General features: G+C 71.7%; 21 protein-coding genes. 11 read left to right on the top strand and 10 right to left on the bottom strand.

Annotated elements, in window-relative coordinates; translation table 11 throughout:
• Positions 1 to 35: 35 nt before the first annotated feature.
• The 5 genes from ABT095_RS29245 to ABT095_RS29225 form a co-directional block, all read right to left on the bottom strand.
• Positions 36 to 1,610 carry an alpha-galactosidase D gene (locus ABT095_RS29245; RefSeq protein ID WP_350532546.1) on the bottom strand — a complete coding sequence of 525 codons (1,575 nt, stop codon included), beginning with the start codon at positions 1,608 to 1,610 and terminating at the stop codon, positions 36 to 38.
• Between the two features lie 249 nt (positions 1,611 to 1,859).
• Positions 1,860 to 2,831 carry an NlpC/P60 family protein gene (locus tag ABT095_RS29240; protein WP_350532545.1) on the bottom strand — a complete coding sequence of 324 codons (972 nt, stop codon included), beginning with the start codon at positions 2,829 to 2,831 and terminating at the stop codon, positions 1,860 to 1,862.
• Positions 2,832 to 2,836: 5 nt separating this feature from the next.
• On the bottom strand, positions 2,837 to 3,310 hold the full coding sequence (locus ABT095_RS29235; RefSeq protein ID WP_350532544.1) for a poly-gamma-glutamate biosynthesis protein PgsC/CapC: 474 nt from the start codon (positions 3,308 to 3,310) through the stop codon (positions 2,837 to 2,839).
• Positions 3,307 to 4,494, bottom strand: a complete 1,188-nt coding sequence (gene pgsB / locus ABT095_RS29230) for a poly-gamma-glutamate synthase PgsB (protein WP_350532543.1) — start codon at positions 4,492 to 4,494, stop codon at positions 3,307 to 3,309. Before pgsB ends, ABT095_RS29235 begins: the two co-directional genes overlap by 4 nt.
• A complete protein-coding gene (locus ABT095_RS29225; RefSeq protein WP_350532542.1) occupies positions 4,494 to 5,600 on the bottom strand; it encodes a HAMP domain-containing protein in 1,107 nt (368 codons plus the stop codon). Before ABT095_RS29225 ends, pgsB begins: the two co-directional genes overlap by 1 nt.
• A gap of 239 nt (positions 5,601 to 5,839) precedes the next feature.
• Between ABT095_RS29225 and ABT095_RS29220 the strand changes: the two genes are divergently transcribed.
• Positions 5,840 to 7,624, top strand: a complete 1,785-nt coding sequence (locus ABT095_RS29220) for an RCC1 domain-containing protein (protein ID WP_350532541.1) — start codon at positions 5,840 to 5,842, stop codon at positions 7,622 to 7,624.
• A gap of 53 nt (positions 7,625 to 7,677) precedes the next feature.
• Here ABT095_RS29220 and ABT095_RS29215 read toward each other — a convergent pair whose 3' ends face one another.
• A complete protein-coding gene (locus ABT095_RS29215) occupies positions 7,678 to 8,904 on the bottom strand; it encodes a hypothetical protein (protein ID WP_350532540.1) in 1,227 nt (408 codons plus the stop codon).
• A gap of 225 nt (positions 8,905 to 9,129) precedes the next feature.
• Here ABT095_RS29215 and ABT095_RS29210 point away from each other — a divergent pair, with 225 nt between their 5' ends.
• The 8 genes from ABT095_RS29210 (at position 9,130) to ABT095_RS29175 (ending at position 19,713) form a co-directional block, all read left to right on the top strand.
• On the top strand, positions 9,130 to 10,323 hold the full coding sequence (locus ABT095_RS29210; RefSeq protein ID WP_350532539.1) for a hypothetical protein: 1,194 nt from the start codon (positions 9,130 to 9,132) through the stop codon (positions 10,321 to 10,323).
• A gap of 246 nt (positions 10,324 to 10,569) precedes the next feature.
• Positions 10,570 to 12,117, top strand: coding sequence for a D-alanyl-D-alanine carboxypeptidase/D-alanyl-D-alanine endopeptidase (gene dacB / locus ABT095_RS29205; RefSeq protein ID WP_350532538.1), 1,548 nt, complete (start codon positions 10,570 to 10,572; stop codon positions 12,115 to 12,117).
• A 117-nt stretch (positions 12,118 to 12,234) separates the two neighbouring features.
• Positions 12,235 to 12,996 (top strand): maleylpyruvate isomerase family mycothiol-dependent enzyme, encoded by a 762-nt coding sequence (locus ABT095_RS29200; protein WP_350532537.1) that lies wholly within the window; start codon positions 12,235 to 12,237, stop codon positions 12,994 to 12,996.
• Between the two features lie 173 nt (positions 12,997 to 13,169).
• On the top strand, positions 13,170 to 14,744 hold the full coding sequence (locus ABT095_RS29195; protein ID WP_350532536.1) for an HD domain-containing phosphohydrolase: 1,575 nt from the start codon (positions 13,170 to 13,172) through the stop codon (positions 14,742 to 14,744).
• Between the two features lie 109 nt (positions 14,745 to 14,853).
• Positions 14,854 to 15,522, top strand: coding sequence for a class I SAM-dependent methyltransferase (locus ABT095_RS29190; protein WP_350532535.1), 669 nt, complete (start codon positions 14,854 to 14,856; stop codon positions 15,520 to 15,522).
• A gap of 108 nt (positions 15,523 to 15,630) precedes the next feature.
• Complete coding sequence (locus ABT095_RS29185) at positions 15,631 to 17,040, top strand: outer membrane protein assembly factor BamB family protein (RefSeq protein ID WP_350532534.1); 1,410 nt, start codon at positions 15,631 to 15,633, stop codon at positions 17,038 to 17,040.
• Between the two features lie 218 nt (positions 17,041 to 17,258).
• On the top strand, positions 17,259 to 18,425 hold the full coding sequence (locus ABT095_RS29180) for a serine hydrolase domain-containing protein (protein ID WP_350532533.1): 1,167 nt from the start codon (positions 17,259 to 17,261) through the stop codon (positions 18,423 to 18,425).
• Positions 18,426 to 18,540: 115 nt separating this feature from the next.
• Positions 18,541 to 19,713, top strand: coding sequence for a serine hydrolase domain-containing protein (locus ABT095_RS29175; RefSeq protein WP_502885045.1), 1,173 nt, complete (start codon positions 18,541 to 18,543; stop codon positions 19,711 to 19,713).
• Positions 19,714 to 19,832: 119 nt separating this feature from the next.
• Here ABT095_RS29175 and ABT095_RS29170 read toward each other — a convergent pair whose 3' ends face one another.
• Positions 19,833 to 20,456, bottom strand: a complete 624-nt coding sequence (locus ABT095_RS29170) for a TetR/AcrR family transcriptional regulator C-terminal domain-containing protein (protein WP_350532532.1) — start codon at positions 20,454 to 20,456, stop codon at positions 19,833 to 19,835.
• A 138-nt stretch (positions 20,457 to 20,594) separates the two neighbouring features.
• Here ABT095_RS29170 and ABT095_RS29165 point away from each other — a divergent pair, with 138 nt between their 5' ends.
• Positions 20,595 to 21,206, top strand: a complete 612-nt coding sequence (locus ABT095_RS29165; RefSeq protein ID WP_350532531.1) for an HAD family acid phosphatase — start codon at positions 20,595 to 20,597, stop codon at positions 21,204 to 21,206.
• A gap of 372 nt (positions 21,207 to 21,578) precedes the next feature.
• Complete coding sequence (locus ABT095_RS29160; protein WP_350532530.1) at positions 21,579 to 22,265, top strand: hypothetical protein; 687 nt, start codon at positions 21,579 to 21,581, stop codon at positions 22,263 to 22,265.
• A 13-nt stretch (positions 22,266 to 22,278) separates the two neighbouring features.
• Here ABT095_RS29160 and ABT095_RS29155 read toward each other — a convergent pair whose 3' ends face one another.
• From ABT095_RS29155 to ABT095_RS29145, 3 genes are all read right to left on the bottom strand, one after another.
• Complete coding sequence (locus ABT095_RS29155; RefSeq protein ID WP_350532529.1) at positions 22,279 to 22,863, bottom strand: DUF6262 family protein; 585 nt, start codon at positions 22,861 to 22,863, stop codon at positions 22,279 to 22,281.
• On the bottom strand, positions 22,860 to 23,795 hold the full coding sequence (locus tag ABT095_RS29150; protein WP_350532528.1) for a tyrosine-type recombinase/integrase: 936 nt from the start codon (positions 23,793 to 23,795) through the stop codon (positions 22,860 to 22,862). Before ABT095_RS29150 ends, ABT095_RS29155 begins: the two co-directional genes overlap by 4 nt.
• A 111-nt stretch (positions 23,796 to 23,906) precedes the next feature.
• Positions 23,907 to 24,239, bottom strand: coding sequence for a site-specific integrase (locus ABT095_RS29145; protein ID WP_350532527.1), 333 nt, complete (start codon positions 24,237 to 24,239; stop codon positions 23,907 to 23,909).
• Positions 24,240 to 24,304: the final 65 nt, after the last annotated feature.

Raw genomic sequence — 24,304 nt, 5'->3', positions numbered from 1 at the left:
GCCGACGGGGTGTCGGCGGGCCCGGCCGCGTCGGCTCAGCCGGTGGCCGGCACCGAGACCGAGTCGAGGTCGGGGGCCCAGCCGCCGTACTCGTTGCCGAAGGTGACGGCGTTGTAGCCCGCGTTCAGCGTCAGCGGGACGGTCGCGGTCTGGGTCGAGTTCCAGTTGCCGTTCCCGTGGAAGGAGACCTTCTGCGGGTTCTCGCCGTTGGTCCAGATCGTGGCGTAGCGGTCGCCGCCGCCGTTCACGTACTGGACGGTGACCGGGTAGGTGCCGGCGTTCCGGGCGTAGATCCCGTTGAGGTGCAGCTTGTTGGTGCCGCCGATCCAGCCCACCTTCATGCCGCCCGAGCAGAACGAGCAGGCCGAGAAGACGGCGCCCGAGTTGGAGATCCAGCGGCCCGCCACGATCGAACGGGCCGGGTCCTCCGCCTCGTAACCGTGCGCGCCCGCCGTGGGGTTGATCAGCGCGCTGTACCAGCCGGCCGGCGCGCCGGGCGCGGTGACCCGGTAGACGGCGGTGCCGTGGGCCGGCACCTGGGTGCTGATGCCCGTGGCGCCGCTCTGGGTGACGGCGCCGGTGTACTGGTCGGTCCAGGTGCCGGTACCGGGGATGCCCACGGCGGCCAGCGAGGTGCCGAGCGTCTGGGCGCTGTCGGAGCCGTTGTAGAGCGCGAGCGCGACGTCCCCGTTGCTGAGCGGCTTGGCCAGGACCAGCGAGCCCGAGGAGTTGACCAGCCGGCTGCCGCCGATCACCCGGGCCTGGAGGCCCAGGGTGTCCTGGTCGATCGCGATCAGCCGCGGGTTCTTCAGCAGTGCCAGCGAAGTCGCGTTCACCGTCGCCGGGTTGACGCTCGCGATCAACGGCGAGGCCATCATCGCCCACATCGCGAAGTGGGTCTGCTCCTCGGTGGTGCTGAGCCCGCCGTTGCCGACCTCCAGCATGTCCGCGTCGTTGAACGTGCCCGGCTTGGCCCGCCAGGCCAGCGTGGCGTTCTCGCTGACGATGTTGGCGATGCCGTTGGGCCAGCTCTGGCCCCACCACTGGTTGCCGATGTCCTCGGTGCTGCGCGCCTGGTCGGAGACGTCGCCCCAGGCCCGCACGACGCCGGCGCCGGTGTTGCTGCCGCTGTTCGGGTTGATGCTGAGCACGATCGGCCGGCCGGTGGCCTGCAGCGCGCCGCGCATCTTCGCGAAGTCCGTCACCTGGGCGGCGATCGAGGAGGCGCTCTCGCAGTAGTCGTACTTGAGGTAGTCGACGCCCCAGGAGGCGAAGGTGTTGGCGTCGTCGACCTCGTGCCCGGCGCTGCCGGAGTACCCCGCGCAGGTCTTCGCCCCCGGCGACTCGTAGATGCCGAACTTGAAGCCGCGGGCGTGCAGGTAGTCGCCGAGGGCCTTGAGGTCCGGGTAGTTGGAGTTGCCGGTCAGGTGCCCGTTCGCGTCCCGGGTCATCCAGCAGTCGTCGACGTTGACGTACCGGTAGCCGGCGTCGCGCATGCCGTTCGCGGCCATGCTGTCCGCGACCGACTCGACCAGCGACTGGGTCGCGTTGCACCCGTACGTGTTCCAGGCGTTCCACCCCATCGGGGGAACCTGCAGCAGCGGCGTCACGGCATCGGCACCTGCGGCCGGGACCGCACCGACCCCTGCCACCAGAATCCCCGCCGCCGCCACGGCCACCCGCCGCAGTCGCGGCCACCGCCTCGCGCTCGTTGCCATTCGCTACCCCAGTCACCGACAGTTGCCAGAAGTGCACATCATTCGCCAAAATCCGACGAGATCGAACATGGCGAGGGATATCGAACGGCCCAGCTCACCCCCGTGTCAAGGCTTCTGACGGAACCGCCCCCGGCGGGGGTGTCAGAGGCGTTCGGCCGAGCGGAAGGCGTGGGCGTAGAGGCCGGGGCCGTCGAGGAGGGAGGTGCCGCCGGTGTCGCCGAGGGTGGGGCCGTTGGCGGTTTTGCGGCTGGAGACGAAGCGGTGGTGGCCGGTGGAGTCGAGGCCGAGGTAGATGCCGACGTGGTCGATCTGCGGGCCGCGGTCGGGGCTGGCGTTGAAGAAGACCAAGTCCCCGGCCTGCAGGGTGGTGAAGTCGGTGGCCTGGCGGTGGCGGTTGGCGATGACGGAGACGCCCGGGCCGTCCTCGGCGATCATCACGGCGCGGCGGGGGAGTGCCCGCCCGGTCGGCTGCTTGAACTCCAGCGGATAGCCGGACCGGTAGCCGTAGACCATCCGGACGAAGCCCGAACAGTCCAGGGAGCCGTGGAAGTCGCTCCGGGCCTGGTTGTGGCGGCCGTTCGGGAAGGTCCAGTCGATGCCGAGGTAGTCGTTGAAGTCGGCGGTGGCCTGCCGTTCGTCGTCATCGTCGAGCGGCCCGTAGGTGGCGGCACCCGCGTAGCGCAGGCCCTGGGCGTCGCGCCGGTCGGGTGCGCCGGGCAGGTACTGGGCGGCGGTGTCCAGGAGGTCGGGCTCACGGCTGTCCCGGGCCTTGGCGAACCAGTCCTTGAACCAGCCCTCGTGCTCCGCCCCGGCGTGCCAGGGCCGAGGCGCGAGGCGGACGGTGTCGGTGAGCGTCACGGTGGCCGTGGTGGAGCCGGGCTCGGCGAAGGTGCGCTTCGCCCCGGCGATGAGGACGGTGCGGGCGCCGTCGGTCAGCACCGCGACCGTCTTCCCGTCCGCGTCCGTGATGACCGTCCGGGCGGGGCCGTCGAGGCGTCGGTGGTGCTCGCCGCCGCCGCCCAGCAGGGTGAGGCCGGCGAGCAGGCACAGGGCGACCAGCAGGGCGGCGCCGGCCAGGAGCAGCCCCCGCCGCCTCGGTTCGGTTCGGATCATGGCGGTCACCCCGTCAGGTTCAGCAGCAGCCCGCTGGCGAGGACGGCATAGGTCAGGCCGGTGACGGCGGTGGTCGCGGTGGCGGTGGCCAGCTTCGGCTGGCGGAGGAACTGGTAGGCGATCAGCCCGGGCACGATGAAGCCGAGCGTCTGGTGGCTGAACAGCAACGGGTACTGCTTGAGCAGGAAGAGCGAGAGCGTCATCTGCAGGAACACCCCGAGCATGACCACGCTCGCGAACAGCCGCTTGCCGTAGAGGATGATGACCTTCCGCGCCCCGGCGGCACCGGCCCAGGTCAGCAGGGTGACGGCGGCGATCAGCAGGATCCGGCGCCAGTCCTCGACCAGGGTGAGCGCCAGCCAGGCCGGCGTGATCATGCCGCCGGGGGACAGGTTGGTCACCAGGTAGCAGCCGAGGCCGAAGAGCAGCCCGATGGCCAGGCCGAGCGTGGCGACCTCGGCGGACAGTGGCGTGGTCACCGGGCCCCCTTGGGGACGGACTCCAGATGGTGCAGCAAGCGCTCTCCTTGGCCGTGGATGTTGCCGATCGCGACCAGCGACGCCCGTCCGGCGACCTGGGAGCCGATGGCCTGCCAGATGTCGGCCGGGTCGCGCTGCGGGCCGCCGAGGTCGACGACCCGGCCCGGCCAGCCGGCCGGCACGGCGTCCGCCGCGGACTTGGTCGGGTGCCCGATCAGCACCAGGGTCTCGGTCTCCAGCTCGGGCACGATCCGGCCCATCTGGCCGTTGCGTTCGATCCGGTCCGGGCGGCAGTTGATGAGGGTGATGTACGGCGGCTCGATCTGGCCGGCGGCGGCCAGCTGGCGGAAGTTCATGACCGTGGACTCCGGGTCGTTGGCCGCGAAGACGTTCGCCAGCCGTACGGTGCCGTCCGCGACCTGGTACTCCTGGACGGACAGCACCCCCGGGTCCGGCGGCGCGGCGTACATCCCGCGCAGCGCCTGCTCCCGGCCGATGCCGAGCTCGGCGGCGACCGCGAGGGCGATCGCCACGTTCTCCTTGAAGGTGATCCAGCCGAAGCCCGCCATCTCCCGGTCGGTGACGCTCTCCGGGTCCACCACGACCAGCCGGCAGTCGCGGCGGGCCGCCTCCCGCTCCAGGACCGCCCGCCGCTCCTGCTCGGCGGTCACGCAGACCCCGCCGCGCGGCATCGAGCGGGAGAGCGAGCGCGCGACGTCGTCCAGGGTCGGCCCCATCTCCTCGAGGTGGTCCTCCCGGACGTTGCACAGCACGCCGATGGTGGAGCGGACCAGCATCTGCTGGTTGATCTCCTGCAGCGCGGGCTGGACGGCCATGCACTCCATCACCAGCACGTCCGGCGCGGCCGCGGCGGCGCGGCGGACGATGCCGATCTGCTCCACCACGTTGGCGATGCCGAACTTGCGGTGCACCGGCTCCTCGGAGGCGTCCGGGTGGATGAACCGGGCGGCGGTGCCGGTGGTCTTGGCCACCGTGTGCAGGCCGCCGCCACGCAGCGCACCGGCGGTCAGGCGGGTGATGGAGCTCTTGCCGCGGATGCCGTTGACCAGGACCCGGACCGGGATCCGGGCCAGGTTGCGCTCGTGGGCGCGGCGCTCGGCCAGGCCCGCGAGGAACAGCACCGCCAAGGTCACCGTGAACACCCCGTACAGGTAGGCGAACATCACGGCACCTGCCGGGGGATCTTGACGGTGTCCTCGGACGGCGCCGCACGGCGCACCTGCGCGAGCCGGATCCGCTCCAACGCGGCGGCGACCAGACCGAGTTCGTCGTGCCGGCGGATCTCGACCCCGCCGTGCAGATCACCCGCGGCGATCCCCTCCGCGTCGCGCACCAGCGCGCGCAGCGGCCGGAGCCAGGCGACGTACAGCCAGCCGAACACGCCGAGCGTCACCACCACGACCGCGAGGGCGACCAGTTCGGCCTGCTGGCGGGCCTGGGTCTGCGGCAGCAGCACGGTGTTGACGCTGCGCGAGGTGACCACGCGCCAGGCCGGGCCCGGGGCCTTCCCGCTGCCGCTGCGCACCGGCGCCGTTCCGACGATCTCCCGGGCGTCGGCGCTGCCGCCGGCCAGGGACACCGCGGGCCGCTCCGCCCGGCCGGCCCCGCGCAGCTCCTCGCGCGGGAGCTGCTGGAAGGCGGTGAACCCGGCCGTGGAGGCGACCACCTCGCCCTTGGCGTTCACCACCCAGGCGGTGGCCGGGGCGACGACGGCCAGGGCGCCCCGCAGATGCGCCAGGTCGTACTCCGCCACGGCGAGGCCCTTGGCGCCGTCGCCGTAGGTGAACGGCGCGTACTGCACCACCACCGGCACCTTGTCGACCGTCACCGCGTCGGTGGCGCCCGGGCTCGCGGGCTGCCCCGGAGCCAGCTCGGGGCGCGCCTCGCCGCCGGCCCTGGCCAGCACCTTGCGGTCCGCGTCCAGGACGTAGACGCTGCGGTAGCGCCCGTAGCGCTTCTTGAACTCCTTGAGCTGGCCGGAGAACCGGCCCGGATCGGCCGCGAGCGACAGCCCGGCGGCCAGCTGGTCCAGGTCGAGCTCCCCGGCCCGCAGCGCGGTCCGTACGTGCTGGGCCGCCCCGGTGGTCACCTGCTGCTGCCCGTCCAGCACCGCCGTGGGCACCGTGACACCCCGTTCGACCCGGCCGCCGACCGCGAGGGCGGTGCCCGCGACGGCCAGCAGCGCCAGCAGGCCGGTGGTCCACGGCAGCCAGACCGACGAGGCCAGCCGCCGGGCCCGGCCCGTACGCCGCCCCCTGCCCCGGCTCACCGGACCGGCCTGCGTATCTTCCGCACCGACAACCGCACGCTGTGTCCTCTCGATCAGGTGTACCAACGCGACCGAGACTGCCGAAGGCCGGGTGAGGTTTCGATGAGGCGCACCCGCGCGCCGGCCGGCGGCGCCGGTGCACCCAGCGGAGTGACCTCCCGGTGCTGCCGCCCGGGCCCGTGCGGGACGGGCTGCGCATGTTGGGTCCGTACCGATCCGTACGACGACAGGAACCACGCATGCCAGGCCTCCTCACCCCGGACCACCGGCCAGGGCCGCCGCGGCCGCCGTCCCCGCGAGCAGCCCGCGCACTCGTCCTCGCGCTGCTCGCCGCGCTGCTCGGCGCCCTCGGCGTCGGCCCCGGGCAGGCCGCGGCCGGCCAGGGAGCCAGGGCGCTGCGCCCCGGCGTGGCCGGCACCGCCGTCGGCTGGGGCAAGGGCAACAACGGGCAGCTCGGCGACGGCACCACCATCGCCTTCCGCACCACGCCCGACCGCGCCTGCGGGAGCGCCCCCTGCACCGGGCCGCTGCAGAACGTGATCTCGATCTCGAGCGGCGGCCTCCACACGCTCGCGCTGCGCGCCGACGGCACCGTGGTCGGCTGGGGCCTCAACGCCTCCGGCCAGCTCGGCAACGGCACCTACACCGACCAGGCCACCCCGACACCGGTCTGCGCCCCGGGCCAGAGTGCCCCCTGCTCGGCGTTCCTCAGCGACGTGGTCGCCGTCTCCGCCGGCTACTCGTACAGTCTGGCGCTGCGCGCCGACGGTACCGTCCTCGCCTGGGGCTCCAACACCGAGGGTCAGCTCGGCGACGGCACCACCAGCGGGCGCAACACACCGGTCACGACCTGCCAGTACACCTGTGACTCCCCGCTGGCGAACGTGGTCGCCGTCTCCGCCGGCGGCGGCAGCCTCGCCCTGCTCTCCAGCGGCCTCGTCTTCTCCTGGGGAGCCAACGAACGCGGCGAGCTCGGCAACGGCACCACCGCCAACTCCCTCACCGCCAACCCGGTCTGCGGCGACCAGACCTGCACCTCCTCGCTGGCCGGCATCACCGCCATCACGGCCGGCGGCGGCCGCAGCATGGCGCTGCGCTCCGACAGCCACGTCGTCGCCTGGGGCCTCAACGCCGAGGGCGAGCTCGGCGACGGCACCACCACCGACCGGCTCGCGCCCGTCCTGGTCTGCGCGGTCGGCGAGAGCGCGCCCTGCACCCAGGGCCTGAGCGGCGTCGCCGCCCTGGGCACCGGCACCCTCAGCGCCGCGGTGACCACCACCGGAGCCGTCCGCACCTGGGGGGACAACTTCATCGGCGAGCTCGGCGACGGCACCACCACCAACCGGCTGACGCCCGTGGCCGTCTGCGCCGTCGGCGAGAGCGCGCCCTGCGCCCAGGGCCTGACGGGCGTCACCGCCGTCACCTCCGGCACCGGTCACGGCGTGGCGCTGCGCTCCGACGGCAGCGTGGTCGGCTGGGGCTGGAACACCAGCGGCCAGGTGGGCGACGGCACCACCACCCAGCGGAACTCGCCCGTGCGGGTCTGCGCCGCCGGCCAGAGCGCGCCCTGCGGCCGCTTCCTCGAAGGCGTGACCGCCATCGGCGGCGGCACCGAGTTCACCACGGCCGTGGTGCGGCCCCAGGCCGACCTCGCGGTATCGATCACCGCCTCACCCGAGCCGGTCGTGAACGCCGCCAACCTCACGTACACCGTCGCCGTGCGCAACAGCGGCCCGACGAGCGCGGAGGGGGTCGCCGTCAGCGACACGGTGCCCGCGAACGGACGGTTCGTCAGCGCCACTGTCAGCAAGGGTAGTTGCGTCACCCCGCCGGTCGGCTCCACCGACAGCGTGAAGTGCACCGTCGGCCTGCTCGACTCCGGCGCCACGGCCACGGTCACCCTGGTGGTCAGGCCGGTCACCACCGGTGGGGGCAGCATCACCGACACCGCGCGGGCCACCGCCACCACGCCCGACCCGGACCTCGACAACAACACCGCGACCATCACGACGCCGCTGCGCTGACGCGGCGCCGCCGCGCGGCAGACACCTCTGCCGCGCGGCGTGCCTCCCGCGATTCAGAGCCTCGGCGGGCAGCTCAGGTCGATGTGGGTGAAGAAGACGCCCAGGCTGTAGCCGTCCTTGACGGTGTCGAAGGTGACGGTGATGGTGTCGTCACCCACGTGCAGGAGGTTCGAGATGTCCCAAGTGTCCGAGTCGTAGCCGAAGTTGTTCCGGTTGTACGGGTTCCGCTTGAACCGGTCGATCGGGTCCAGCTCCTCGATGGTGGAGTTGAACGCGTCGTCGGCCTGGTGGTTGACGTCGGTGAAGTGCGTCATCGGGCTGGTGTTGGTCCGGACCGCCACGGTGTCGCCGGTCCACTTCAGGTCGCCGTCGTAGACCACGTACCCGAGCTTGCCGCGCACGTCCGTGTCGGCGGTGACCGGGGTCTTGAGGTCGGTCAGCTCGATCGTGCGGGGCGGTCCGTCGGGCAGCTCGACCTGGAAGCCGTCCCAGAGGCGGATGTTGCGGTACGGCAGGCAGGGGTTCTCGTACGCGACCACGATCGTCCAGCCGCCCCAGCTGTGGGGCTGCACCACGGAGTCCATGTTGGCCACCGTGTAGGTGCCGTTGCCGTGCGCCTTCACCAGCTCGGTGACGTCGGCGGAGGCCTGGTAGCTGCTCTCGTCGGTGGTGGTGATGTACCCGATGGTGGGCTGGTCGTTGGCGACGTTCCGGTACTTCGTCTCGCCCGGCACCTTGAGGTAGACCTCGTCGATCCGGCTCTCCGGCAGGACGTTGGTGCCGATGCCCCGTGTCCCGCCCCAGTAGAGGCGGGCGTACTTCACCTCGGAGCCGTCCAGCAGGTGGAGGTCGGCGGAGCTGGCGGAGTAGATCGGGTCACCGCCCGGGCCGACGCCGTTCGGGTCGATGTTGATGTACTTCATGTAGAAGTTGTTGTTGATCGGGAGGCGGCCGTCACCCTTGCGGGCGTCCACGCAGGTCGCCTGGTTGGCGTCGAGCGGCGGCACCTTGGCCTCGTCACAGGTCATCAGGCTGTTGCTGATCCGGGTGATCGAGCCGTGCATGTCGTGCTCGTACCGGGTGGTGAACGGCAGCTGGTTCTCACCCAGCGTGGTGGCGTGGGGCCCGGCGGTCTGTGCGGTGGCCGGCCCGGGGCCCCTGGCCCCGGCCGTCGGGGCGGCCAGCAGCTGGGCGGCGGTCGCGGCCAGTGCGGCACCGACGACACCGAGGCGGCGGGCGAGGCGCCGCCCACGGGTGCTGCGACGTGCGGTGGAGAACATGGGAACCTCTCGATCGACGGGACGGACGCCGCTGGCGACGGCGTCCGGGAGGGGTCGTGATCATCCGATCACAACCCTCCGCGTCCCTCTCCTCGCGTTGAGCCACCGGAGGCGGGCAATGGCCCGCTCGGCCGCTTCCCCTTGTACTCCCGTTCACCTGGCCGTTCCCGGTGCGGTGCAGACGCCCAGGACACTGCTCCGACACGGCGAACACCGGGAGATTGAATGACCAGAAGGTTGTACGCGGCCGCAACGCTCGCCCTCGCGATGAGCACGGTGCCCACCACCGCCGCGGAGGCCGCCGGCCACGGCCACACGCACGGCGCCCGCGCTCCGTTCACACTCGCGGTGTACGGCGACGCGCCCTACGGCACCTCGCCGACCGACACCGCCGAGTTCCAGGCGACGCCGGCGTTCATCGCCCACGTCAACGCCGACCCGGACGTCAGCACCGTGATCCACGTGGGTGACATCCACTCCGGCAAGCAGTACTGCACCGCCGCGTACGACCGGTCGATCGCCGCGCTGTGGAAGACCTTCGCCGACCCGCTGGTCTACACCCCCGGTGACAACGAGTGGGCCGACTGCCACAAGCCCGGCGAGGGCGGCGGCAAGTACGACCCGGCCACGGGGCAGGTCGACCCGGTGCTCGACCCGGCCACCGGACAGCCCGTCGACTACGCCTCCGGCAACCCGGTCGCGAACCTGGACCTCGTGCGCCGCACCTTCTTCCCGGCCCCCGGCCGCACCCTCGGCAGCGGGACGCTGCGCGTGCTGTCGCAGGCCCAGCTGCCGAACCGGGCCCACCCGGAGGACGCCGAGTACGTGGAGAACGTGCTCTGGGTCAAGAACGGCACCCTGTTCGTGACCATCAACGTGCCCGGTGGCTCCAACAACGACGCCGACCCCTGGTACGGCGCACCCACCGCCTCCCAGGCCCAGCTCGACGAGGCCGCCCGGCGCACCGCCGCCGACCTGCGCTGGCTGGACACCGCCTTCGCCTTCGCCCGCACCGGCGGCATCTCCAGCGTCGTGGTCAGCACCCAGGCCGACATGTGGGACGTGGACGGCAAGACCGCCGCACACCTGGCGGGCTACGAGCCGATCGTCGCGAGCCTGGCCTCGCACACCACCGCCTTCGGCAAGCCGGTGCTCCTGCTGGTCGGCGACTCCCACGTCTACCGCTCGGACAACCCCCTGACCCAGGGCGCACCCTGCACGGGTGACGAAGGCGTCTGCGCCCACGACGCCTGGACCAGCCACCCGGCCTACGACGTCCCGAACTTCCACCGCATCGTCGTCCACGGCAGCACCGTCCCCCTGGAGTGGCTCAAGCTGACCGCGACCCCGGGCGCACACCACCCGACCACCGACACCTCCTTCGGACCGTTCACCTGGACCCGCATCACCCGCAGCTGACCGAACCGGGCGGCCGGGGCCGGACAGCGCCCCGACCGCCCGGCTTCGACCGAGTGAATGATTTTCACATCCCATGCCGTCAGTACACGGCGCAGCGGCCCCCGTTCGCGGGGGCAGTGCCTCATGATGCGCCGTGAGCGCCCGGGAATCGGGCCTTCTCCGACTGCAGAAACGGCTGGGTGAATGAGATCAGGAATCCGTGGTCGGCTTCGAGCCTGGGCCACCATCGGCGCCACGCTCGTGGTCGTGGCCGGTACGGCCGCCGCCGCACCGCAGCAGAGTGCTGACAGCAGCCTCTCGCCCGACATCACAGCGATCATGAACAAGCCCGCGTACAAGCACGCGCAGTGGGGCCTGCTGGAGGTCGACCCCGAGAACGGGCGGGTCGTCCACTCCATGAACGCGGACCAGATGTTCATGCCGGGCTCGACCGTCAAGCTGATCACCATCTCCGGTGCCTGGCACGCCCTGGGCCCGGACCACCGCTTCACCACGCCGGTGCACGCGATCGGCCGGCTCAACGGATCGACCCTCACCGGGAACCTGGCGCTGGTCGCCCAGGGCGACCTCACCATGGGCGGCCGGACCAAGCCGGACGGCTCGGTCGACTTCACCCCCATCGACCACACCTATGCCGACGACCTCCCGGGCGCCACCCTCACACCGGAGGACCCGCTGGCCGGCCTGGACCAGATCGCCCAGCAGGTCCGTGACTCGGGCATCACCGCGGTCGACGGCGATGTCGTCATCGACCCGCGGCTGTTCACGCCCCCGCCGATGATCACCCCCCAGCCGACGCCGCTCATCATCAACGACAACCTCATCGACCTGTTGAGCACGCCGACCGCCCCGGGGCAGCCCGCCCAGCTGAGCTGGCGCCCGCAGATCGCGCCGTACCAGGTCACCTCGACCGTCCAGACGGTGGCGGCCGGCGGCACCACCGACATCCAGGTCTCCACCTCGCCCGACGGCACCAACATCACGCTCTCCGGCACGATCGCCGCCGACTCCCAGCCGGCCCTGAAGGTCTCCCAGGTCCAGGATCCCAACGCGTTCGGGCGCACCGCCCTGATCGAGGCCCTCGGCCGTGCCGGGGTCACCGTCACCGCCCCGCCGACCGGGCCCAACCCGGAGGGCGCGCTGCCCGCCTCGTACGCCGGCGATCCCCAGGTGGCCGCCTTCGTCTCCCCGCCCTACCGCGACTACGCCAAGCTGATCCTGAACGTCAGCCACAACCTCGGCGCCAACCTGGCCCTGTGCAACATCGCCGCGGCCAACGGCAGCAAGAGCTGCTTCGACGGCTTCCCCGTCATCCACGACTTCCTGCTCCACACGGCGAACGTCGACCCGACCCAGTTCCAGCTGGCGGACGGCCGCGGTGACGTCCCGGTCGACCGCGTCACGCCCACCGGGCTCAACCAGCTGCTCGCGTACTGGCTGCGCACCCCCGACGCGGACGCCTTCCGCACCTCGCTGCCGATCCTCGGCGTGTCGGGCACCGGCGCCCTCTTCTGCACCACCAACTGCCCCGCCAAGGGCAAGGTCTTCGCCAAGCCCGGCACCATCATCGGCTTCGACCTGCTCAACCAGCAGCTCGCCATCAACGCCCAGACCTACGCGGGCTACCTGGAGGCGGACGACGGCCACCTCTACACCTTCTTCGTCGGCGTCAACGGCGCCGCCGCACCGGACATCCAGGGCTTCTTCGACGTCAACGACGACGTCGACGAGATCTCCGTCATCCTCCAGCAGGAGGCCTGCGCGGAACGCGCCGCGGTTCACGCGCGCCACTAGGCCGTCACAGACCGGCTGACCGACCGACCGGCTGACCGACTGACGGCCGGTCGGTCGCTCGGTCGCTCGGTCGAAAATCGGGTGCGGACCGCTGAGCTGGGCTGATAGACAGGCGATGTGACAGACAGTCTTGAGTATTCCGCCCTGCTGCAGCTGGTCGACGAGCGGTCGGCCGCATTCCGGAGCGCGGTCGCCGCCGCGCCCGGCGTTGACGCGCCAGTGCCGTCCTGCCCCGGGTGGACGGTCTTCGACCTGGTGCAGCACCTGGGCACGGGCCAGCGCTGGTGGGCCGCGATCGTCGCCGCGGGCCCGGCCGAGGCTCCGCCGGCCAAGGAGACCGTGGCGGCGCCGCGCGAGCTCGAGGCGCTGCTGGCCTGGTACGCCGAGTCGAACGAGCTGCTGCTGAGCGCGCTGCGCGAGGCCGGCCCGGAGCGCGAGTGCTGGACGTGGTGGAGCAACGGCGTGTCGCCCGCGAATTCCTGGGGCGTCGCCCGGCGCCGGGTGCACGAGGTGCTGGTGCACACCTACGACGCCCAGCTCGCCGCAGGCGCCGTCCAGCCGATGCCCGCGGACGTCGCGGTCGACGGCGTGGCCGAGTTCCTCGACACCTGCAACTCCACCCCGGCGGCCTGGCCGCACGAGGCCGCCACCATCCACTACCACGCCACCGAGGGCCGCTCCTGGCTCCTCACCCTGGACGACACCGGCGCCTGGCCCGCGCCCCTCACGGACGCCGCCGCGCCCGCCTCCGCCTCGGCCACGGGCACGGCCGAGCAGCTGCTCCTCTTCGTCTGGGGCCGCCTCACGCTGAGCGACCTGAAGTCCGAGGGCGACCCGCAGGTGTTCGAGCAGCTGATCGCCTGGGAGCCCGAGGAGTAGCCTGCCGTCGTCCAGCCCGGCCCCGAGCGCCTCCCGCAGCACTGCCGACATCTCGAAGGCGTCGATCGCCGCCGGCAGGGCTCACCGGGAGGCGCTCCGCGATGTCCGGGGTGTGGCCGGACCAGCGCTCGGCGTGGGCGGCGGCCGGTTCGGCGGCGGCGTAGGGTCGTGGTGTGAGCGGTGGCGATGCCGGTCCGCGGTTGCGGCTGGCCGAGCTGGTCGCCGCGCTGTCGTTGGGCGTCGACCTCGGCTTCGGCCAGCCGATGGAGCACGTGCTGCGACAGTGCCTGATCGCCCTGCGCCTGGCCGAGCGGATCGGTCTGGACGACGAGGACCGGGTCGCCGTCTACTACACGGCACTGTTGGTGAACGTGGGCTGCCACTCGGACGCCCACGAGCAGGCGAAGTGGTTCGGCGACGACATCGCGTTGAAGGCGGGCAAGTACCGGTACGAGCAGCGCAGCCTGGCCGGTGCCGTCGCGGCGGTGCGGCTGATCGGGTCGGGCAACCCGCCGCTGCACCGGTTCCGGGTCGGGCTGGAGTTCGCCCTGGGCGGCTTCCACGAGGTGGACCGGATGATCAGCGGCCACGCCGCCGTGGCCGCCTCACTGGCCGGGCGGCTCGCACTGCCGGACTCCGTCCGGCGCGCGGTGGCCACCTCCTACGAGCAGTGGGACGGACGCGGCTGGCCCGGGGAGCTCAAGGGCGAAGCCGTACCGATCGCGTCGCGTCTGGCGCAGTTGGCCGAGTTCATCGAGGTCGCGCACCGCCTGGGCGGCACCGCGGCCGCCACGGCGCTGGCCGAACGGCGCGCCGGCTCCCAGTTCGATCCCCGGCTGGTGGCCGTGCTGTGCCGGGACGCCGGCACGGTGCTCGGCGAGCTGGACGCGGTGCACACCTGGGAGGCCGTGATCGCCGCCGAACCGGCGCTGGGGGTGTGGCTGGGCGGGGAGCAGTTCGAGCAGGCGCTGCTGGCGGTCGCCGACTTCGTCGACCTGAAGTCGCCCTACACCCTGGGCCATGCGCGGGCCGTGGCCGAGCTGGTCGACGCGGCCGCCGCCGGCCTCGGCCTGGCCGAGGACCAGCGGACCCAACTGCGCCGGGCCGCCCTGCTCCACGGCCTGGGACGCCTGGGTGTGTCGAACGCGATCTGGGACAAGCCCGGGCCGCTCGGCGCGGGCGAACGGGAACGGGTGCGCCTGCAGCCCTACCTGACGGAGCGCATGCTCTGCCAGTCGCCGACGCTGGCTCCGCTCGGGGCGATCGCCGTGCAACACCGGGAGCGGCTGGACGGCTCCGGCTACCCGCGCGGACTCACGGCGCCCGCCATCTCCCGGCGGGCCCGGATCCTCGGCACGGCGGACGCCTACCGGTCCATGATCGAGCCGCGGCCGCACCGCGACGCCCTGACCGCACCGCAGGCCGCCGCCGAGCTGCGCGCCGAGGCCGTGGCCGGCCGGCTCGACGCGGAGGCCGTCACGGCGGTGCTCGCCGCAGCGGGCCATCGCGTCCCCCGGCGGACCGCCGGCCCCGCCGGTCTGACCGGCCGCGAGATCGACGTGCTGCGGCTGCTGGCCCGCGGCCTGTCCAACAAGGAGATCGCGAGCCGGCTGGTCATCTCCCCGAAGACGGCCCGCAACCACGTCGAGCACATCTACGCCAAGATCGACACCTCCAGCCGGGCCGGCGCCTGCCTCTTCGCCCTGGAGCACGGCCTGCTGCCGCAGACCGAGGCGGCCACCGCCTGAGGCCACCGCCGAAGATGGGGCAACCGCCCCATGCGGTGCCCGCCCCCGGGTCCGTAGCGTCGAAGGCGTACCGGGCGCATGAGCCCGGGGCCGAGGAATCGAGGCAGCCATGAGCATCCACACGGCGTTCTTCGCCCTGACCTACGACCGTGCCATGGCCCGGGCCGAGGAGGCGGGGCTGCACGAGCTGCGGCGCCGGCTGGTCGCCCGGGCGACCGGGGACGTCCTGGAGATCGGTGCCGGGACGGGCGCCAACCTCGAGCTGTACGGCCCCGACGTGGTCTCCCTGACCGTCACCGAGCCCGAGGCCGCGATGCTCCGCCGACTCGAACGGCACGTCCGGGAGCGCGCACCGCGGACCACCGTGCTCCGCGCCCCGGCCGAGGACCTCCCCTTCGAGGACGACAGCTTCGACACGGTCGTCTCCACCCTGGTCCTGTGCGGCGTCGCCGACCAGCAGCGCGCCCTGCGCCAGATCGGCCGAGTACTGCGTCCTGGCGGGCAACTGCTCTTCCTCGAACACGTACGCTCCCGCGACCCGCGGCTCGCCCGCACCCAGGACCGCTTCAACTGGCTCAACCGCCTGATGGTCTGCTGCGAGTGCAACCGACCGACCCTCGACTCGATCGAGGCGGCCGGCTTCGCGGTCGAATCCGTCGAGCACGGCGAACTGCCCAAGGCACCTCCGTTCGTCCGCCCCCTGATCCACGGCTCCGCACGGCAGCCGCAGAAGGCCAACGCCCCAGTCCCGCACCTGCACGGAACCACCAGGACCTGAACCCGTGAGGCGCCCTGACGTCTGCCGAGACTCTGCGTGTTGTACGCGGTGAACCTTCGGGCCTCGGGTGATGATCAGCGAGTCAGTACGAGCGAAGGGGCCGCCGGGATGCGCACAGGGCTGCGGCGCGGGGCGGTCTCGGCCGCCCTGCTGACTCTGCTCGCTGCCGTGCCCGCGTGCGTGTCGGGGCGCGGGGCGGTGGCGACCTTCGCCGAAGGGATGCCCAGTGCCGCGGCGGTGTCGCCCGGAGCCCGTGCGGCCGTCGTACCGCAGGCCGGCGACTGGACCACGTACCAGCACGATGCCGCCCGCAGCGGTTTCGCACCCTCGGCGACGCCACCCGGGCGGCCGAAGCGCCTGTGGTCGGCGGCGCTGGACGGCGCCGTCTACGGCCAGCCGCTGGTGGTCGGGAGCAGGGTGCTCGCGGCCACGGAGAACAACACCCTCTATGCTCTCGACGCCTCCACCGGCACGGTGCTGTGGAGCCGTCATGTCGGAGAGCCGGCCCGGGGCGCCGACCTGCCGTGCGGCAACATCGATCCCCTGGGCATCACGGGGACGCCGGTCTACGACCCGTCGACCGGGATCCTCCTCGCGGTCGCCGAGCTGTCCCAGGGGCGCCACCAACTTGTCGGGCTCGACGCGGCCACGGGCGAGCCACTGGTCAGCAGGGAGGTCGAGCCGCCCAAGGGGCAGCGGCTGGCGCACCAGCAGCGGGGCGCGCTGGCGCTGTGGAACGGCCGCGTGCAGATCACCTACGGCGGGCTGTTCGGCGACTGCTCGCAGTACGTCGGCGCGGTCCTCTCGGTGCCGGTCACCGGGACGGGCCCGACTCTGGAGTACACGGTGCCGACCTCGCGGGAGGGCGGCATCTGGGCCCCCGGCGGTCCCGTGGTGGACGGCGACCGGCTGCTGGTGGCGGTGGGCAACGGCGCCTCCACCGACGGGCCGGCCAACTACGACGGGTCGGACTCGGTGCTTGCGCTCTCCGGCGATCTGCACCGTGCGGACTTCTTCGCTCCGGCCGACTGGGCCGACGACAATGCGAACGACCTCGACCTGGGCTCGCTCTCCCCGGCTCTGGTAGGCCGTCATGTCTTCATCGCCGGCAAACACGGCATCGCCTACACCTTGGCCGCGGACCGTCTCGGGGGAATCGGCGGGCAGTTGGCCCAGGCGAAGGCCTGCGCCGCATACGGTGCAGCGGCGGTCGACCGTGACACGGTCTACCTCCCGTGCGATGACGGCATCGCCCAGTTCTCGGTGGCCGTGGACGGGGCCATCCGTCCTGGCTGGCGGGTGCCTCTCCACGGCGCCGGATCGCCGGTGGTCGGCGGGGGAGCGGTCTGGGTGGTCGACTACGGCCGCGGGCAGTTGTACGTGCTCGACCCGGCCGACGGCCGGGTCCGCGACCAGGTTGCCGTCGGACCGGTACCGCACTTCGCCTCACCGGTGCTGTCGGGCGAGCGGGTGTTCCTCGGCACGATGCACGGAGTCACCGCCTTTAGCAACGGATGAGGCAGCACCTGTCAACAGAGGTCGGCCAAGGCAGCTCGCTGGTGCGAGCGGGCCGAGCGGCACCGATGGCCAGGAGCACGGTCCTGGCCGGGGGCGACTCCGGGAGTCAGCTCCCAGGCGCGGTTTCGTCCTGGGCACGGACGAACTCCCCTGCCTCCGAATGGTCTTCTTGATCGAGGCCGGGAATCACCGGCGCCATTCATCGGAGGGGCCCTTTCATGTACGAGCACGCACCGCACAGCCGTTTCCCGCTCTCCTGCCGGGGCAGCCGACACCGGGCGGCGGCGGTCGTGGCCGCCGTGGCTGCCGGGGTCGTGGCGGTCGGGGCGCTGGCGCCGACCGCGGCGTTCGCCGGCGGCAGGCCGGGTAGTGTCCAGTCGAGCCTGAACGCGCTGGTGAAGGACGACGGCCTGCCTGCCGCGCTGGCGTCGGTCAAGGGCCGTGACGGCCGCACCCGCAGCTACACCGCCGGCGTCGGGGATCTCGCCACCAGGGCGAAGGTCCCCGTGGACGGGCAGGTGCGGATCGGCAGCAACACCAAGACCTTCACCGCCGTGGTCGTCCTCCAGCTCGTCGCCGAAGGAAAGGTGGGCCTGGACTCTCCCGTCGAGACCTACCTCCCCGGCCTGCTGCGCGGCGACGGCATCGACGGCCGCAACATCACCGTCCGCCAACTGCTCCAGCACACCAGCGGCCTGCCCGAATACGTGGACAAGGGCGCGATCCTCACCAGTCCGAAGCGGTACTACGAACCGCGTGAACTGCTCGACGCGGCCCTCGCCCAGAAGGCTCACTCCGCCCCGGGCACGCGCTGGGAGTACAGCAACACCAACTACCTGCTGGCGGGCCTGATCATCCAGAAGGTCACCGGGCGCCCACTCGGCGAGGAGGTCAACCGGCGCATCGTCGAGCGCATCGGCCTGCGCCACACCTACTTCCCCACCCCGGGGGACATGACCGTCCACGAGGCCCACCCCGAGGGCTACAACCGGGAGGCCGACGGCTCGTTCCGCGACTACACCGAGCTGGACCCGTCCTGGGGTTGGGCGGCGGGCGCCGTCGTCTCCACCAACACCGACCTCATCCGCTTCTACACGGCACTGCTCGGCGGTCGCCTTCTCCCGGCGGCCCAGCTCGCCCAGATGCGCACCACCGTCCCTGCGGACGAGGTGGGGCCGGGCGTCCGCTACGGGCTGGGCCTGATGAGCTCGCCACTGTCGTGCGGTGGCATGTACTGGGGCCACGGCGGGACCATTCCGGGCTACTACACCGCCGGGGGCGCCACCGATGACGGCCGTGCCGTCAACATCGCGGTGACCGCGATCCCGGGTGACGCCGCCGGGAAGCGCGTGGACGCCACGGTGGACTCCGCCCTGTGCCGCTGATCCCTTCCGATCCGGCCTGAGCATCCGTACCGGTACCACCAGCGGGTTCCGCGCGCGCCTGCGTGCGGAACCCGCTCGACCTGCCAATTCCACCATCCAGCAGAGGAGTTACCCCGTGAACGAGCACGTACAGCACAACCGGTCCCAGCGGCGCCACCGGGACCGGCGCGGATTGGCGGTGGCCGTGGCCGCCGTGGCTGCCGGGGTCGTGGCGGTCGGGGCGCTGGCGCCGACCGCGGCGTTCGCCGGCGGTAAGCCGGGTAGTGTCCAGTCGAGCCTGAACGCGCTGGTGAAGGACGACGGCCTGCCTGCCGCGCTGGCGTCGGTCAAGGGCCGTGACGGCCGCACCCGCAGCTACACCGCCGGCGTCGGGGATCTCGCCACCGGGGCGAAGGTCCCCGTGGACGGGCAGGTGCGGGTCGGCAGCAACACCAAGACCTTCACCGCCGTGGTCGTCCTCCAGCTCGTCGCCGAAGGAAAGGTGGGCCTGGACTCTCCCGTCGAGACCTACCTCCCCGGCCTGCTGCGCGGCGACGGCATCGACGGCCGCAACATCACCGTCCGCCAACTGCTCCAGCACACCAGCGGCCTGCCCGACTACACGGACGCCCCGGCGCTCTCGGACTCCAGCACGATCCAGCACCGCTACTTCGAACCCCGCGAACTCCTCGACGGCGCCCTCGCCCAGCGGGCCCGCTTCGCCCCGGGCACGCGCTGGGAGTACAGCAACACCAACTACATCGTCGCCGGACTCCTCACCCAGAAGGTCACCGAACGGCCCGTCGGCGAGGAGATCACCAAGCGCGTCATCGACCGCATCGGCCTGCGCCACACCTACTTCCCCGCCCCGGGGGACATGACCGTCCACGAGGCCCACCCCGAGGGTTACAACCGGGAGGCCGACGGCTCGCTCCACGACTACACCGAGATGGACCCCTCGATGGCCTGGGCGGCGGGGGCGATAGTCTCCACCAACGCCGACCTCAACTCGTTCTTCACCGCGCTCCTCGGCGGCCGGCTCCTGCCCGCGGCGCAGCTCGCCGAGATGCGCACCACCGTCCCCGCGGACGAGCTGGGTCCGGGGATCCGATACGGGCTGGGCCTGGAGAGCAAGCCGCTCTCCTGCGGCGGCCTCGCCTGGGGCCACGGCGGGACCGTCCCGGGCTACCGCTCCCGCAACGGGGTCACCGAGGACGGCCGCGCCGCCGCCATCACGGTCACCGCCATCCCGGACGCGGTCGGCGCGAAGCACATGGCGGCCGCCCTGGACGCGGCCCTCTGCCGCTGACCCTCCGGCGGGCACAGGGCGACCCGGTGCGCAGACCAGACCTACCAACGGCAGGCCTGCGCACCGGTCCCCGACCCGCTCGTATGGTCAAGCCTCCGTGCCGCGTCGCGGTGGGACGGTCAGCTGTCACCCCTGGCCTGAAGGTCGTTCAGGGTCTCCCGGAAGCTGCGGATCAGTGCGGCGAGTCCCGTTTCGAAGGCCTGCTCGCGGAAGTCGGGCGGGGCGTGCCGCAGTGGCTCGAGTCCGGGGGGCAGTGTCTCGTCGGTCCACGCCGTGCCGTGCGGGTGTTCGAGGTGCAGTGCGGAGCCGATCAGGAGGTACTCGGTGGACTGGACCACCTGGAGGACGTGATCCTCCGGCCAGCCGGCCTGCCGGAGCAGTGTGAAGGCGTGGGCGTAGGCCTGCAGGGCGGCGAGGGACCGGGTCGGGCGGGAGGCGAGCAGCGGCACCATGTTCGGGTGGCGGGTGAGGGCGGCGCGGTAGGACCGGGCCCAGGCGTCCAGGGCGGCGGTCCAGGGCTGGACGGTCAGGTCGAGATCCATCTCGGCGACGATGAGGTCGCTGATTCCGGCGATGATCTCGTCGCGGCTGGAGACGTAGTTGTAGAGCGAGGGCCCCTTCACGCCCAGTCGGGCCGCGATACGGGTGGTGGAGAGCGCGGCGGCCCCCTCCTCGTCGACCAGCGCGAGAGCGGCCCGCATGATTCCGTCCCGGTCCAGCAGTGGCCGTGAGGGCCTGCCCATCTGATCGTCCTCTCGCCCACTGGTGGATACCCCCCGGGTATTGGCGCTCGCCGGTCACCAGTGTACGTTCGCTCCAAGTAAAACTACAGGTTGTAGTTTTACCGCCGACCATCCCTCCAGCAGAGGCGGAGTCCTCACATGAGCATCACGACAAAGCTCGTTGCCACCACGGCCCTGACGGCCGCGATCACCGCGGGTCTCACCGCCCCCGCGGTAGCTGCCCCCGTCGCCCCAGCGGTCGCGCCGGCGGGCAGTGGCGCCGAGGTGACCGAGCAGCAGTGGCTGGCCGACGTCACCGCCGCGATCGCGCCGGCCCGCGCCTACCTCGAGCAGCGCACGGCCGAGCCGACGGCCGGGGCACCCGCGATCGTCTTCGACATCGACAACACCACCCTCGCGACGCACTTCCACCCGCTCACGATGCCGGGCATCCCGCCGGTCGTGCAGTTGGCGCAGTACGCCCACGCGCACGGGGTGGCGGTCATCTTCGTCAGCGCGCGGGTCGACGTCATCGAGCCGGTCAGCCGCTACAGCCTGCAGAGGGCGGGTTACACCGTGGACGAGCTGCACGGACGTGACCTGTGCGACCTCTTCAAGTCGGTGCAGCAGTACAAGACGGACGAGCGGATCAAGGTCGAGAACGAGGGCTACACGATCATCGCCAGCGTCGGCAACAACTGGACGGACCTGGACGGCGGCCACGCCGAGCGGACCTTCAAGCTGCCGGACTACAACGGCCTGCTCTCCTGACCTGTTCGACCTCGTCGCGCCTCATGACACGGCCGTAGCTGATGTGAGCTTGCCCCGAGTTTCATGGAGTCCGTGATTGTGTGTTCAGGCGGCCTGCGAGATGGCTTCCTGACTTCGCCAGTAGTCGCGTTCGTACTCGGCCGGCGGAACGTAGTCGAGGGCGGAGTGAAGCCGTTCCTCGTTGCCGGCTTTACCGACCGCAGGAGCCGGGATACCCGCTCTGAACTGCGACGACTCGTAGACTACATGTCCGCGACGTAGTGCTGCTGCTGTTGGGTGTCGCTCGTTGGAGTGGTTCTCGGTCCGCCTGTCCGTCCGGCATGCGGCGTTCGGGTCTTTCGCTGTGACGGTCTTTGAGACAGACTGTCGGCCGTGATCATCCTGAGCTTCGTGTTCCCCCTTGTTTGCTGGGCGTTGGCGGCCCGAACGTTCAGGGTGGGCTGGATCATCGGGACCGTGCTCGGGCTCTGCGTGATGGCCGAGATCGCGCTGGCAGAGGAGTGGATCCTCGCCGGCGCGAAGGTCACGCTGCTGCTGGTGTTCGCATTGGCGACCGTGGCGGTCCTCATCGCGGGCATCGTTGTCGAGGGGCGTCGCGTCGGGGTGCGCAAGCTGAGATCGTCCGGGGTTCGGAGTGTCCTCGGCCTGATCCTCTCGGCTCTCTACTGCGTCATCGGCCTCGGCTACATCCTGCTGATGGCCTTCCTACTTGTGGTCAATGGGCCGTTGGCCTCAACTCCTTCCAGTGCGGAGGTACTGCCCCTGCCCGCCGGGCTGGCTGTCGCGGGAAACCGCGAGGGCTGCGGCTCCGGTTCGCAGACGATCTGCTCGCGGGACATCCAGGTGCGGAGCACGACAGGACTCCCTGATGACGCGGTGGTCCGACAGCTCCGAGACCACTTGACGCAGACAGGCTGGCAGTTGGCCCCGGATACGGACGGCAGTTGGAACGGCTGCCGCGCCGAAGGCTGGCTGCTTGACCGGCAGCAGGTGTGCGTCGCTGTCCAGGATGGTCAGCGCGGGGTGTTCGTGCTCGTGGAGACCACCGATTCCTGGTAGCCGCCGTCGGTGTCTATGTGGCGTTCGCCCCTGGGCCTGCGATCTGGGCTTCGAGGTCGGCGACGCGGCGGTCCTGGAAGCGGAGGTTGGAGCGGGCGGCCTTGAGGCGCTCGTCGAGAGTGCGGTTGTCGGCGGTGAGCTGGCGGACCCGTTGCTTGAGCGTGGTGTTCTCGGTGGTGATCCGCTGGATGGCTTCCTCAGTCCACTCCGCCTGCAAATCCCGGATCTGGCCTAGGAGTTCACCGACACGGGTTCGCTGGGCGAGGATCTCGCCGTGGGCTGCCTTGAGGGCGTTCTCGGCGTTCAGGGCGCGTTCGCGCCAGGTTGCCTCGCGTTCGGTGTCCTGGTCGGCGAGGATCTGGGTCCTGCGTTCGCCGGCGTCGGCCATGGCCGTGGCGACCGCGGCTCTGGCCTCGGCGTTGTCGTAGAGGAAGGTGCGTGAGACGTCGGCATGACGGGCGACGGCTGCGACGCTGACCTGGGCCTTCTCTCTCCGCAACCGACGGATGGCTTCGTGGACCCGCTGGAGGGCGGTGTCGGTCTTGCGGCGGCGGGAGGCCAGCGCGGCTGCGGTGCGGGGTTCGGGGATGGTCCTCATGCAGCATCCAGTTCGGTGTCGGCATCGTCGTGACCGGCCTCCGCGAGGTCTGCGGCGCGGAAGGCGGTGGACCACACGCGGTGGAAGTAGTCCTGGGGCTTTCGCAGGTCCAGGGCGAGGGCGTCGTCGAGGAGGCCGAGGCCGGCCAGGGCCTTCTCCAGGCCGTCGATGGCGCGGGCGGTGGGCTCGAAGTAGCGGTGAAGGTAGTCGGCGGTGGCGTCGTCGGGGGCGCCTTCGGCCAGAAGCCGCCACTGCTCGCGCTTGCGCCGCCAGTAGAGGAGGTCGGCGCCGGGCAGGACGAACTTGTCGCAGTTGTGGCAGTCCAGGTTCCAGGGGCAGGCGCCGCCGTCGACGACGGGCTGGAAGGTGCAGAACCCGCCCTCCGCGGGGGTGCTGCGGCGGGACATGTCGATCGCGAGGACTTGGGCCTGCTCGCGGGTGAGCGGGGCGGCGGTCTTGGTGAGGAGCTCGCCGGGCTGGGCGGTGCCGGGGCCGGCGACCCAGACCTGCTGGAGGACGTCCTCCAGGTCGGACTGGGTCAGGTGGATGTAGTGCTCGGCCATCCGCTCGGAGACGTGGCCGAGGTAGCGGCGCACGTGGGTCAGGGTCGCCCCTGCCCGCAGCAGGCTGGTGGCCAGTGAGTGGCGGGCCTGGTGAGGGACCCACCGGCCGATGTCGAGCTCGTCGATCCACGGCTTGAAGCCCTTGTGGAACCAGTTGTAGGACAGCGGAGTGCGTCCGTTGCGGTTGCGCTGGTTCGTCGGGAACAGCGCCATCTGGGCCCGCTCCTCGGCGGCGGGCGGCCGGTTGTTCCGGGTCTCGAACAGGGCGAGGGTCTTGCGCTGGCGGTCCTGCAGGAGCTGGTGGACTCGTTCGGGGATCCTCAGGGCCTGATCGTAGTTGCCGACCTTGGTCTGGTCGTGCCAGAGCATGGGCAGCCCGCGGTAGCGGCCGAGGCAGTCGGAGGCCGATCAGTGCGGTGAGGACCTCCAGCCGGTCCCGGCCGGTGCGGGGATCCTGTCGCGGCAGCAGGGATGGGGCGGTCACTTGCCCTCACCCCAGACCGTGCGCAGAGCGGCGTCGAAGGCGGGGTCGTGGATGTCGACGTGTCCGTAGACCTCGTCGACCGTGGCGGCCGAGGCCCAGCCGCCAGCGTCCCGGGCGATCAGCAGGTTGCCGTCGGCGGCGTCGAGGACCGCGGAGGTGAACGAATGCCGGAAGGCATGGGGTTTCACCAGCCCCAGGCCGGCGCGTTTCCCGGCCCGGCCGAGCATCCGGCGGGCGCCGACCGGGGCCCAGGGCTGCCCGGCGTCGGAGCCGTGCAGCTGGACCAGGAGCATGCCGTGCCCGGCGCCGCGCGGGTACTCGGTTGTCATCCAATTCAACCTCCTGACCCGCCGCGTCCACTGCCGAGGCCCGGAGGGCAGCCCCTGGCCCGCCC

The sequence above is a fragment of the Kitasatospora sp. NPDC002227 genome (genome assembly GCF_040296285.1).
Lineage (GTDB): Bacteria > Actinomycetota > Actinomycetes > Streptomycetales > Streptomycetaceae > Kitasatospora.
The sequence above is the reverse complement of the archived record's forward strand: the minus strand, read 5'-3'. Positions and strand labels throughout refer to the sequence as shown.

Bases quoted from the DNA above. Each gene is read 5' to 3' on its own strand.
- ABT095_RS29240 (WP_350532545.1), bottom strand. From the start codon at position 2,831: ATGATCCGAACCGAACCGAGGCGGCGGGGGCTGCTCCTGGCCGGCGCC.
- pgsB (WP_350532543.1), bottom strand. From the start codon at position 4,494: ATGTTCGCCTACCTGTACGGGGTGTTCACGGTGACCTTGGCGGTGCTG.
- ABT095_RS29220 (WP_350532541.1), top strand. From the start codon at position 5,840: ATGCCAGGCCTCCTCACCCCGGACCACCGGCCAGGGCCGCCGCGGCCG.
- ABT095_RS29215 (WP_350532540.1), bottom strand. From the start codon at position 8,904: ATGTTCTCCACCGCACGTCGCAGCACCCGTGGGCGGCGCCTCGCCCGC.
- ABT095_RS29210 (WP_350532539.1), top strand. From the start codon at position 9,130: ATGACCAGAAGGTTGTACGCGGCCGCAACGCTCGCCCTCGCGATGAGC.
- ABT095_RS29190 (WP_350532535.1), top strand. From the start codon at position 14,854: ATGAGCATCCACACGGCGTTCTTCGCCCTGACCTACGACCGTGCCATG.
- ABT095_RS29185 (WP_350532534.1), top strand. From the start codon at position 15,631: ATGCGCACAGGGCTGCGGCGCGGGGCGGTCTCGGCCGCCCTGCTGACT.
- ABT095_RS29180 (WP_350532533.1), top strand. From the start codon at position 17,259: ATGTACGAGCACGCACCGCACAGCCGTTTCCCGCTCTCCTGCCGGGGC.
- ABT095_RS29170 (WP_350532532.1), bottom strand. From the start codon at position 20,456: ATGGGCAGGCCCTCACGGCCACTGCTGGACCGGGACGGAATCATGCGG.
- ABT095_RS29165 (WP_350532531.1), top strand. From the start codon at position 20,595: ATGAGCATCACGACAAAGCTCGTTGCCACCACGGCCCTGACGGCCGCG.
- ABT095_RS29155 (WP_350532529.1), bottom strand. From the start codon at position 22,863: ATGAGGACCATCCCCGAACCCCGCACCGCAGCCGCGCTGGCCTCCCGC.
- ABT095_RS29150 (WP_350532528.1), bottom strand. From the start codon at position 23,795: ATGCTCTGGCACGACCAGACCAAGGTCGGCAACTACGATCAGGCCCTG.
- ABT095_RS29145 (WP_350532527.1), bottom strand. From the start codon at position 24,239: ATGACAACCGAGTACCCGCGCGGCGCCGGGCACGGCATGCTCCTGGTC.